At 72.7% G+C, this 11,671-nt stretch carries 9 protein-coding genes; all 9 read left to right on the forward strand.

Translation table 11 applies throughout. The annotated features are described in order from the left end of the window. Positions 1 to 179 precede the first annotated feature (179 nt). The 9 genes from rsmI to ACGFZS_RS43070 all read left to right on the forward strand — a co-directional run bounded on the left by rsmI (position 180) and on the right by ACGFZS_RS43070 (position 11,620). Entirely contained in the window at positions 180 to 1,028 is an 849-nt protein-coding gene (rsmI, locus tag ACGFZS_RS43030) for a 16S rRNA (cytidine(1402)-2'-O)-methyltransferase (protein ID WP_365694056.1), read from the forward strand. Between the two features lie 382 nt (positions 1,029 to 1,410). Then, positions 1,411 to 1,830, forward strand: coding sequence for a hypothetical protein (locus tag ACGFZS_RS43035; protein WP_393799715.1), 420 nt, complete (start codon positions 1,411 to 1,413; stop codon positions 1,828 to 1,830). Positions 1,831 to 1,877: 47 nt separating this feature from the next. Continuing rightward, positions 1,878 to 2,804 carry a TatD family hydrolase gene (locus ACGFZS_RS43040; RefSeq protein WP_393799716.1) on the forward strand — a complete coding sequence of 309 codons (927 nt, stop codon included), beginning with the start codon at positions 1,878 to 1,880 and terminating at the stop codon, positions 2,802 to 2,804. A gap of 157 nt (positions 2,805 to 2,961) precedes the next feature. Further along, on the forward strand, positions 2,962 to 4,437 hold the full coding sequence (locus ACGFZS_RS43045; protein ID WP_393799717.1) for a ubiquitin-like domain-containing protein: 1,476 nt from the start codon (positions 2,962 to 2,964) through the stop codon (positions 4,435 to 4,437). A gap of 61 nt (positions 4,438 to 4,498) precedes the next feature. Next, on the forward strand, positions 4,499 to 5,386 hold the full coding sequence (rsmA, locus tag ACGFZS_RS43050) for a 16S rRNA (adenine(1518)-N(6)/adenine(1519)-N(6))-dimethyltransferase RsmA (RefSeq protein WP_393799718.1): 888 nt from the start codon (positions 4,499 to 4,501) through the stop codon (positions 5,384 to 5,386). Then, complete coding sequence (locus ACGFZS_RS43055; RefSeq protein ID WP_393799719.1) at positions 5,383 to 6,297, forward strand: 4-(cytidine 5'-diphospho)-2-C-methyl-D-erythritol kinase; 915 nt, start codon at positions 5,383 to 5,385, stop codon at positions 6,295 to 6,297. Before rsmA ends, ACGFZS_RS43055 begins: the two co-directional genes overlap by 4 nt. Before the next feature lie 276 nt (positions 6,298 to 6,573). Continuing rightward, positions 6,574 to 7,614, forward strand: a complete 1,041-nt coding sequence (locus tag ACGFZS_RS43060; protein WP_393799720.1) for a peptidoglycan recognition family protein — start codon at positions 6,574 to 6,576, stop codon at positions 7,612 to 7,614. Between the two features lie 69 nt (positions 7,615 to 7,683). Continuing rightward, complete coding sequence (locus ACGFZS_RS43065) at positions 7,684 to 9,486, forward strand: ABC-F family ATP-binding cassette domain-containing protein (protein ID WP_359212800.1); 1,803 nt, start codon at positions 7,684 to 7,686, stop codon at positions 9,484 to 9,486. Positions 9,487 to 9,805: 319 nt separating this feature from the next. After that, positions 9,806 to 11,620: a PQQ-binding-like beta-propeller repeat protein gene (locus tag ACGFZS_RS43070; RefSeq protein ID WP_393799721.1), complete on the forward strand. Its 1,815-nt coding sequence runs from the start codon at positions 9,806 to 9,808 to the stop codon at positions 11,618 to 11,620. Positions 11,621 to 11,671 lie beyond the last annotated feature (51 nt).

Below are 11,671 nucleotides of genomic sequence, written 5' to 3' on the forward strand. Positions count from 1 at the left end.
ACAACGTCCACAGCTCTTCCGGCGCCATCCGCTCGACAAGCGCAGCAGTCATCACCCCAGACTGCCGCAAGATCACGCCAACTGAAATGGCGTCTTAGAGGTGGGTTCCTTTGCGATAAGGGCGCGAGGGCCCCGGTTCCGGGGACGGCGCTGTCAGTGACGGCTGCGAGGATGGAGGGGTGACTGGAACCCTTGTCCTGGCAGGCACCCCCATCGGCGACGTCGCGGACGCGCCGCCCCGGCTCGCGGCCGAGCTGACCGGCGCCGACGTGATCGCGGCGGAGGACACCCGGCGGCTGCGCTGGCTCACCCAGGCACTGGGGGTGACGCCCAAGGGCCGGGTCGTCTCCTACTTCGAGGGCAACGAGGCCGCCCGCACCCCCGAGCTGGTCGAGGAGCTGGTCGGCGGCGCGCGCGTGCTGCTCGTGACCGACGCGGGGATGCCGTCCGTCTCCGACCCCGGCTACCGGCTGGTCGCGGCCGCCGTGGAGAAGGAGATCCGGGTCACCGCCGTCCCGGGACCGTCCGCGGTGCTCACCGCGCTCGCGCTGTCCGGGCTGCCCGTCGACCGGTTCTGCTTCGAGGGCTTCCTGCCGCGCAAGTCCGGCGAGCGCCGCGGGCGGCTCCGCGAGGTCGCCGAGGAGCGCCGCACCCTCGTCTACTTCGAGGCGCCGCACCGCCTCGACGACACCCTCGCCGACATGGCCGAGGTGTTCGGCGCGGAGCGGCGGGCCGCCGTCTGCCGTGAGCTGACCAAGACGTACGAGGAGGTACGGCGCGGTCCGCTGGCCGAGCTGGCGGTGTGGGCGGCCGAGGGGGTGCGCGGCGAGATCACCGTGGTCGTCGAGGGCGCGCCGGAGAAGGGGCCCGAGGAACTCGACGGGGAGGAACTGGTGCGGCGGGTGCGGGTGCGGGAGGAGGCCGGGGAGCGGCGCAAGGAGGCGATCGCGGCGGTGGCGGTGGAGGCCGGGATTCCCAAGCGGGTGGTGTTCGACGCGGTGGTCGCCGCGAAGCGTGTTGAGGGATGAGGTCGGTTTCGCAGCGCCGTCGTGGTTGCTTTTGTGCAGTCGGGCGCGGGGCGGTGGAGGGCTGGTCGCGCAGTTCCCCGCGCCCCTTTCGGGGCGCTGCTGACCTGCCGGGATGTGTCCTCTGAGCAGGGAGCATCTCTCATGAGCGGGCGCCCCACGGGTGGGTAAAGGCAGGCCGGGAAAGGCAAAGCCGAACCCCCCGTCGCGAGGCCGATTTGGCAAGCAAAGTCCAAAACGGCTCCAACACTCGGCAGGCCTGTCGCATTCGCGTCGGTGAAGGCGTCCACTGGTCAGCAGGGACGCACCCGTCCCTCGTCCCCAGGGGATTCCGGGGGGAATTCCCGCGCCGGGGACGCTTGTCCAGCGGACAGCAGGAGCTGGCATGAGTGAGATCGCAGGGCAGACGGGCCTCCGCGGTGCAGCCACAGCCGTCGTTCACGAGTCGTATTCGTTCGCCTGCATGCGATGCGGGCACGGCTGGGAGCAGTCGTTCGAGATAGAGCACCACACCGACGCGGACAACCACGCGTTCGTCACGTACGTGGCGGACGGCCGGGTCGTCCCGTCGCCGCTGAGCAGGCCCTCGTGCCAGAACTGCGACGGCCAGGTCGTGCGCATCATGCGCGCGGGACAGGTCTCGTCGGTGCGGAGCGCGGCGCAGCGGTCGTCGCGGCCGTCCGCGCAGGGCCGTCCGGCCGGTGCGGAGCCGGAGGAGGCGACGGAGGCCGGCGCCGAGGTCGGGGAGCCGCACCACTGGCACCTGTCCGACCTGCTGCACGCGTTCCAGCGCAAGGCGAGCTGACCCGGGCGCGGGTCCGGCGGGGCATGCCCCTTTCGTAGGATCGGGGCATGCCTTCGAACGCCTCAGGACCGGCCTCCGGCTCGGCCCCCGGCTCTGCCTCCCGCACGGCCGACAAGAACGCGGCGCCGCCGCTCCCGGAACCCCTCCGGGTGCCGGTCGCCGACTCGCACACCCATCTCGACATGCAGTCCGGCACGGTCGAGGAAGGCCTGGCGAAGGCCGCGTCGGTGGGCGTGACGACCGTCGTCCAGGTCGGCTGCGACCTCAAGGGCTCGCGGTGGGCGGCCGAGACCGCCGCCGCGCACGCGAACGTGCACGCGACCGTGGCCCTGCATCCCAACGAGGCCCCGCGCATCGTGCACGGTGACCCCGACGGCTGGTCTCGGCAGGGGGCGCGCGCGGGCGGCGGTGACGCGGCGCTGGACGAGGCGCTCGCCGAGATCGACCGGCTGGCCGGGCTGCCCCAGGTGAAGGGTGTCGGCGAGACCGGCCTCGACTACTTCCGCACCGGGCCCGAGGGCAAGGCCGCCCAGGAGCGCTCCTTCCGCGCCCACATCGAGATCGCCAAGCGGCACGGCAAGGCCCTGGTCATCCACGACCGGGACGCCCACGCCGACGTGCTGCGCGTCCTCAAGGAGGAGGGCGCCCCCGAGCGGACCGTGTTCCACTGCTACTCCGGGGACGCAGAGATGGCCGAGGAGTGCGCCCGCGAGGGCTACTTCATGTCCTTCGCCGGCAACGTCACCTTCAAGAACGCGCAGAACCTGCGGGACGCGCTCGCCGTCGCCCCGCTGGAGCTGGTCCTCGTGGAGACCGACGCGCCCTTCCTGACCCCGGCGCCGTACCGCGGACGGCCCAACGCCCCCTATCTCGTTCCGGTCACGGTGCGCGCGATGGCCGCCGTACGCGGCATCGACGAGGACGCGCTGGCGGCGGCGCTGGGCGCCAACACGGCCCGCGCCTTTGGTTACTGAGGGTATAGCGATCATAACTGGCGTATAACGCTCACGGTGGTGCTCCCCCGGTCCGGTCGCGACCGTGCGTAGTCGTGCCGCTTTGGAGAGTGACCGGTGCTCCGCTAGGTTCTGGGGGCCCGATCCGGACCCGTCTGGCCCTCTGGAGCGTGTCGGCGTGAGCACACCGCAGTACGAGACGTTTGAGGCGTACGGCCCCTACACCGCGCCGGGGGCGCACGGGGCGCACGGCACGCAGGGCGCGCCTGGCGCGCAGGGTATGCCGGGAGCGCACGGGGCGCCGGGTGCGCACGGTACGTATCGTGCGCCGGGCGTGCACGATGCCGAGACGCTGGCCTACGCCACGCCGTACGGGAACGACACCTACCGGCCGGCGTACGAGGCCGCGGCGGGCGTGGCTCCCGGGCGGGCGGGCGAACCGGCGCTGCCGCGGCAGGGCGGCGGGCGGATGCCGGAGGGCGGGGCCCCCGGGGCGGACGGGCGCGAGGCGGTGGGCCGGCGGGCCGGGCGGCGGCGGAAGTCGCGGTACGGCACCCGCTCGGAGTCGGCCGTGCGCCGGCTGCTGCCGCAGGCGCTGGTCGTCGCCTTCCTCGCCGGCGGCACCACCGCGTTCCTCGCCAAGGACAAGGCGATCGAGCTGACCGTCGACGGCCGCCCGCGCACCCTGCACACCTTCGCGGACGACGTGACCGAGCTGCTGACCGAGGAGGGCGTACCGGTGGGGGCGCACGACGTGGTGGCGCCCGCCCCGGGCACGGCACTGGCCAGCGGCGACGAGGTCGCGGTGCGCTACGGCCGCCCCGTACGGCTCACGCTGGACGGCGAACGGCGCGAGGTGTGGACCACGGCGCACACGGTGCAGGGGGCGCTCGACCAGCTGGGGGTGCGTGCCGAGGGCGCGTATCTCTCGGCCTCGCGCTCCCGGAACATCGGCCGCGCCGGGCTCGCGCTCGACGTCCGCACCGAACGCACCGTCACGATCCTCGCCGACGGCCGGACCCGCACCATCCGCACCAACGCCGCGACCGTCCGCGAGGCCGTCGAGGAGGCCGGGATCTCCCTGCACGGCCAGGACACCACCTCCACGCCCCTCGACGGCTTCCCGCGCGACGGCCAGACGGTGACCGTGCTGCGCGTCACCGGCAGCAGGGAGGTGCGCGAGGAGGTGATCCCGTTCGAGGTGCGGCGGACTGCCGACCCCACCCTCTTCAAGGGGACCGAGGTGATCGAGCAGGCGGGGCGGCCGGGCCTGCGCCGGGTCACCTACTACCTGCGGACCGTCAACGGGGTCCGGCAGAAGCCGCGCCGCCAGACGTCCGAGCTGGTGCGCGAGCCGCGTACCCAGCTGGTGATGGTGGGCACCAAGCCGCATCCGGACTCCGTCAAGGGCGCCGACGGACTGAACTGGCACGGTCTCGCCGCCTGCGAGTCCGGCGGCCGCCCGCACGCGGTGGACGCCTCCGGGACGTACGGCGGGCTGTACCAGTTCGACTCCCGCACCTGGCACAGCCTCGGCGGCAGCGGGCGCCCGCAGGACGCGCCCGCCGAGGAGCAGACGTTCCGCGCGAAGAAGCTCTACCTGAGCCGCGGCTCCACCCCCTGGCCGCACTGCGGAGCGCGCCTGCACAGGTGACCGGAGCGCGCCTGCACAGGTGACCGGCCGAGGCGTTCCCGGCGGCCCGTACCCTTGTCCCGTGAGCAGCCCCACCCCCGACGCCCTCCTCGGCCCCGCAGACATCCGCGAACTCGCGGCCGCGCTCGGTGTACGCCCCACCAAGCAGCGCGGCCAGAACTTCGTGATCGACGCCAACACGGTCCGCCGTATCGTCCGCACCGCCGAGGTCCGCCCGGACGACGTCGTCGTCGAGGTCGGCCCGGGACTGGGGTCCCTCACCCTGGCCCTGCTGGAGGTCGCCGACCGGGTGACCGCCGTCGAGATCGACGACGTCCTGGCGAGCGCGCTGCCCGCCACGATCACGGCGCGCATGCCGGCGCGCGCCGACCGGTTCGCGCTGGTGCACTCCGACGCGATGCACGTCACCGAGCTGCCGGGCCCGCCGCCGACCGCGCTCGTCGCGAACCTCCCCTACAACGTGGCCGTCCCCGTCCTGCTCCACATGCTCGACACCTTCCCGAGCATCGAGCGGACGCTGGTGATGGTGCAGTCCGAGGTCGCCGACCGGCTCGCCGCCGCACCCGGCAACAAGGTGTACGGAGTGCCCTCCGTCAAGGCCAACTGGTACGCCGAGGTCAAGCGCGCCGGAGCCATCGGGCGCAACGTCTTCTGGCCCGCGCCGAACGTCGACAGCGGACTGGTCTCCCTCGTGCGGCGCGCGGAACCGCTCAAGACGACGGCCTCCAGGAGAGAGGTCTTCGCGGTGGTCGACGCGGCGTTCGCGCAGCGGCGCAAGACCCTGCGGGCGGCGCTCGCCGGCTGGGCCGGGTCCGCGGCGGCCGCCGAGGCGGCGCTGGTCGCGGCCGGGGTCTCGCCGCAGGCCCGCGGGGAGTCGCTGACGGTCGAGGAGTTCGCGAGGATCGCCGAGCACGCCGAGCACGCCGAGCACAGGGAGTCCGGTCAGTGAGCGTCACGGTACGCGTCCCCGCCAAGGTCAACGTCCAGCTCGCGGTGGGTGCCGCCCGCCCCGACGGCTTCCACGACCTCGCCAACGTCTTCCTCGCCGTCGGCCTGTACGACGAGGTCACGGTCACCCCCGCCGACGAGCTGACGATCACCTGCGAGGGCCCGGACGCCGACCAGGTCCCCCTGGACCGCACCAACCTCGCCGCGCGCGCCGCCCTCGCCCTGGCCGGGCGCCGGGGCATTGAACCGGCCGTCCACCTGCACATCGCCAAGGACATCCCCGTCGCCGGCGGCATGGCCGGGGGGAGCGCGGACGGGGCGGGCGCGCTGCTCGCGTGCAACGAGCTCTGGCAGGCGGGCGCCTCCCGCGCCGAACTCCTCGCCATCTGCGCCGAGCTGGGCAGCGACGTGCCCTTCAGCCTGGTCGGCGGCGCCGCCCTCGGCACCGGGCGCGGCGAACGCCTCACCGCTCTGGAAGTCGGCGGCACCTTCCACTGGGTCTTCGCGATGGCCGGGCGCGGGCTCTCCACCCCGGCCGTCTTCCGTGAGTTCGACCGGCTCGCCGAGGGCCGGGACATCCCGGAACCCGTCGCCTCCGCCGACCTCCTCGACGCGCTCGCCAAGGGTGACCCCGACGCGCTCGCCACCGCCGTCTCCAACGACCTCCAGCCCGCCGCGCTCTCCCTCTTCCCCGAACTCGCGGCCACCCTCGACACGGGCCGCGAGGCCGGCGCCCTCACCGCCCTGGTCTCCGGCTCCGGCCCGACCACGGCGTTCCTCGTCCGCGACGCCGCCTCCGCCGAGAAGGTCGCCGAAGCCCTCCTCGCCTCCGGCACCTGCCGCACGGCCCGCACCACGACGTCCCCCGCGCCGGGCGCCACCGTCCTCACCCCGGCGCCCGCCGGAGCCTGACCGCGGCCCGCACTCCGGCGCACGAGCGGGGCGCCCCCGGGCCGGTGCGGGCCGCGCTTTCGCGTGGCGTTCACAACAAGTGCGGTATCTCCACCGGGAATTGGCCCGGATTACTACTGCCGCAGTACGCGTGGGGCTGCTGGGACGGATAAGTTCGCTTGACGTTTCAATCGAGCATCCGAACGACCGAGCATCCGAACGTCTGCGGAAGGCACGTCCGTGTCCGAATCCCCCACCCCGTCCCATCGCAGGAAACCGTCCCTGTCCCGTCGAGGCGTGATCGGGGCCGCCGGCGCCGTGGCCGCCGGGGCCGCGCTGACCCCGGTGGTCTTCGCGGCCACCGACTCCTCCGGCACGGCGAGCGACACCACCGGCACCGAACCGGAGACCTTCCCGGCGACCCGGACGGCCGCCGCCACCGGCACCGGCACGGCCACCACCGCCTTCGCCGCCGCCTTCGTCGGCGTCCGCTGGGACGGCGCCGAGGACGGCGTCTCGATCCGCTTCGCGGGTGGTGACGGCAAGGCCGTCACCCCCGGCTGCGCGACCCTGGAGGACGGCGGCCGTACGGCGCTGATAGCGGCCGGCAGCGCCAAGGCGTACGAACTGACGGCACCGGACGGCACGACGGGCCTCGGCTCCCTCGCGATCGACACCACCGGCGGCCCGGACCGCACCTTCCAGGTGCCGAAGGAGCCGACCCGCGTGCGGGGCGTGCGGTACCTGTCCCGTCCGGCCTGGAGCGCCGACGAGTCGAAGCGGTACAAGAACGGCGAGGTGAACTCGCCGGAGAAGTACTACGCGCTGCAGTCGATCACGGTCCACCACACGGACACGCCCAACAACGACCCGGACCCGGCGGCCACCGTCCGCGCGATCTACGAGTACCACGCGGTCACCCTGGACTGGGGCGACATCGGCTACCACTTCCTGATCGACGAGGCCGGCACCGTCTACGAGGGCCGCTACTCCGGCGCCGACGGCATCCCCGCCTTCGACCCCGACGGCAACCTGGTCACCGCCTTCCACACCTCCGGCTACAACTCCGGCAACCTCGGCATCGCCCTCCTCGGCACCCTCGTCGACCAGGGCCCCACCGACGCCGCCAAGGCCTCCCTGACCCGGCTGGTCAAGGTGATCGCCCGCTTCAAGGGCCTCGACACGAGCGCGAGGATCACCTACGTCAACCCGGTCAACGGCGTCACCAGGGACGTCACCACGGTCTCCGGCCACCGCGACTGGCTGCAGACCGACTGCCCGGGACAGACCATGTACGACCTCCTCGACGAGGTACGCGCGCGGGCGGGCGGAAAGTAGCTCCCGGCGGGGCGGCCTCCCGGCGCGCATTACGCTGGGAGGCTGACCGTCCCCGTGCGCAGGAGTGAAATGGCCGTCAACCTGGTCAATGTCGAGAACGTCAGCAAGGTCTACGGCACCCGTGCCCTGCTGGACGGCGTCTCGCTCGGCGTGTCGGAGGGCGACCGCATCGGTGTGGTGGGCCGCAACGGCGACGGCAAGACCACCCTCATCCGGATGCTCGCCAAGCAGGAGGAGGCCGACACCGGCCGTGTCACGCACTCCGGCGGACTGCGCCTCGGCATCCTCACCCAGCACGACTCCCTGGACCCGGCCGCCACCGTCCGGCACGAGGTCATCGGCGACATGGCCGACCACGAGTGGGCCGGCAACGCCAAGGTCCGCGACGTGCTCACCGGCCTCTTCGGCGGCCTGGACCTGCCGGGCTTCCCCAAGGGCCTGGACACCGTCATCGGCCCGCTCTCCGGCGGCGAGCGGCGGCGCATCGCGCTCGCCAAGCTGCTCATCGAGGAGCAGGACCTGCTGGTCCTGGACGAGCCCACCAACCACCTCGACGTCGAGGGCATCTCCTGGCTGGCCAAGCACCTGCGCGAGCGCCGCTCGGCCCTCGTCTGCGTCACCCACGACCGGTGGTTCCTCGACCAGGTCTGCACCCGCATGTGGGACGTCCAGCGCGGCGACGTCTACGAGTACGAGGGCGGCTACTCCGACTACGTCTTCGCCCGCGCGGAGCGCGAGCGGATCGCGGCCACCGAGGAGACCAAGCGGCAGAACCTGGTCCGCAAGGAGCTGGCCTGGCTGCGCCGCGGCGCCCCCGCCCGTACCTCCAAGCCGCGCTTCCGGGTCGAGGCCGCCAACGAGCTGATCAAGGACGTGCCGCCGCCGCGGGACACCTCCGAGCTGATGAAGTTCGCCTCGTCCCGGCTCGGCAAGACCGTGTTCGACCTGGAGGACGTGACCGTTCAGGCCGGCCCCAAGGTGCTGCTCAAGCACGTCACCTGGCAGCTCGGCCCCGGCGACCGCATCGGCCTGGTCGGTGTCAACGGCGCCGGCAAGACCTCGCTGCTGCGCGCCATGGCCGAGGCCGCGCGGACGGACGGCGAGGCGCAGCCGGCGGCCGGTCAGGTCGTCGTCGGCAAGACCGTCAAGCTCGCCTACCTCTCCCAGGAGGTCGCCGAGCTGAACCCCGCCACCCGGGTGCTGGAAGCCGTCCAGCAGGTCCGCGAGCGCGTCGACCTCGGCAAGGGGCGCGAGATGACCGCCGGGCAGCTGTGCGAGACGTTCGGCTTCAGCAAGGAGAAGCAGTGGACGCCGGTCGGCGACCTGTCCGGCGGTGAGCGCCGCCGCCTCCAGCTGCTGCGGCTCCTCATGGACGAGCCGAACGTCCTCTTCCTCGACGAGCCCACCAACGACCTCGACATCGAGACCCTCACCCAGCTGGAGGACGTCCTCGACGGCTGGCCCGGCTCGATGATCGTCATCTCCCACGACCGGTTCTTCGTCGAGCGGACCACCGACCGCGTCTTCGCCCTCCTCGGCGACGCCACCCTGCGGATGCTGCCGCGCGGCATCGACGAGTACCTGGAGCGCAGGCAGCGCATGGAGGAGACGGTCGCCGCCACCGCCGTCGCCCCCAAGGCCCCCACGGCCGAGCGCAGCGCCGCCGACCAGCGCGCCGCCAAGAAGGAACTCCAGAAGATCGAGCGCCAGTTGGACCGGGTCTCCGAGAAGGAGACCAAGCTGCACGACCAGATCGCCGCCAACGCCACGGACTTCGCCAAGGTCGCCGAACTCGACGCCCAGCTGCGCGACCTGGCCGGCGAGCGTGAGGACCTGGAGATGCGCTGGCTGGAACTGGCGGAGGACGCGTAGCGCTCCGCTGGGGGCGCCGTGATGGGTCGTCGGTCGGCTGCGGGTGGGTGGGGGCTGGTCGCGCAGTTCCCCGCGCCCCTAAAGGGGCGCTGCCAGCCGTGCGCGATTGCCTTGCGTGCGGGTGGTGAAGGGGGCGTGTAGGCGCGTAACGGAGGTATCACGGGGCGGTTCTCCCTTGGGAACGGGGGCTTGGACGGCCCCGTGGGGTGTCGGTGCCGAGTGGTAGAAAGGTCGGTCTGAGAACACTCTGAGAGCGCCCTGAGTCCGTCACGGGCCTCGGGATGTGGCCAGAAATCAGTGAACGGGGGAAAGACCGCTGATGAGCCAGCCACCCAATCAGCCGCCGCAGCAGGGCGGTTACGGAACACCACAGGACCAGCCGCCGCCGGGCGGCGGCTTCGGCGCACCGCAACAGCAGCCGGGGCAGGGGGGTTTCGGCGCGCCGCAGGGCACGCCTCCGCCGCCCGCCCAGCCGCCCCGGCCGGGCTACGGCTACCCGCCCCAGCCCGGCGGCCCCTACGGGCAGCAGCCGCCCGGCCCCTACGGCGCTCCCGGACCGTACGGCGCACCAGGTCCCTACGGCGCGCCGGGCCCGTACGGCTCCCCGCAGCAGCCCACGGCTCCGCAGCCCGGTTACGGATACCCCCAGCAGCCGCCGCAGTACCCCGGCGGGCCGGGCATGACCCCGCCGCCCGGCGGCGGAGGCGGCGGCCCGTTCAAGGGGAAGCCCGCGCTGATCGTCGCGGCGGCGGTGGCGGGCCTGCTGGTCGTCGGCGGCACGGTGTACGCCGTGACCGGCAACGGGGACGGCGGCAGGAAGCCGGTCGCCCAGCCCTCCGACGACCCCAGGGCCTCCGGCACCGACACCCCGGCCGACCCCGGTGACGGCAGCGGCGGCGGCGCGGACCCGGAGAACCTCAACGAGGGCCGCAAGTCCGGCGAGGCCAAGGTGCTCTGGTACAAGTCGGCACCCGACGCGCCCGCGTCCGGCGCCGACGCACCCGGCATGTGGATCACCGGGAAGACGGCGGTGAAGGCGGCGTACAAGCAGGTCTTCGGCTACCGCGTGGGCGACGGCGACCCGGCCTGGGCCCCGATCACCTTCCCGCAGAAGATCTGCGCGGTCACCTCGGGCAAGTCGGCGGACGACAAGGTCGTCGTGGCGTACATGAACGGCACCAGCGACCGGGCCAAGTGCAACCAGCTGCAGGAGATCGACCTCGACACCGGCAAGAAGGGCTGGACCGCGACCGTCGCCGACGGCGGGCTCTTCGACAGCGCGATCAGCGTCGAGCTGACCATCAGCGGCCGGACCCTGATGGTGGGCCGCTCCCAGTCGGGCACGGCGTACGACCTCGCCAGTGGCGACAAGCTGTACGACAAGGAGAAGTACGGCGCGGCCTGCTTCCCCACGGCCTTCGCGGGCGGCACGAACCGGCTGATCGAGGTGGCCTCCTGCGCGGCCGGCACCGGCAACGAGCACGACGAGATCTCGGAGCTCGACCCGGCCACCGGCAAGGTCAGGTGGACCCGGCCGGTGAAGAAGGGCTGGACGGTCGAGCGGACCTACTCCGTCGACCCCCTCGTGGTCTACATGACCAACGAGGCCAAGAAGGCCTGGAACATCTCCACCCTGGACGCCAAGGGCACATTCCGTTCCGAGGTGAAGGTCGACGAGAAGTTCGCGCCCGAGTGCGGCTGGGCCTTCCTCGCCCGTGACCTGCAGGGCTGCCAGGGTGTCGCGGTCGACGCGAACACCCTCTACCTGCCGACGGACACCAGCGGCGGCGCCAACGAGATCGTCGCGATCAGCCTCGCCGACGGCAAGGCCAAGTGGCGCGTCAAGTCCCCCACGGACGAGTCGATGTACCCGATCGGGGTCGAGGGCGGCAAGCTCGTCGCGTACGTGAAACCGTCGTACGACGCGGGCGGCCGGGTCGTGTCCGTTCCGACCGCCGGCTCCGCCCACGGCACCACCACGCTGCTGCAGAACCCGCAGCACACCGCCGACATCGAGGACGGCTTCTACGACGGCGCGGTCGACTGGGCCGACGGCCGCTTCTACCTCTCCTCCACCCGGCTCACCGGCAGCGACGACGCGAAGGAGAAGCTGATGATGGCCTTCGGTGACTGAGCGCGCCCGTTCCCTGCCGTCCTCCATCAGCCCGCGTCGTCCCCAGCCGTC

The organism is Streptomyces sp. NPDC048288, from assembly GCF_043201555.1.
Taxonomy (GTDB): Bacteria; Actinomycetota; Actinomycetes; order Streptomycetales; family Streptomycetaceae; genus Streptomyces.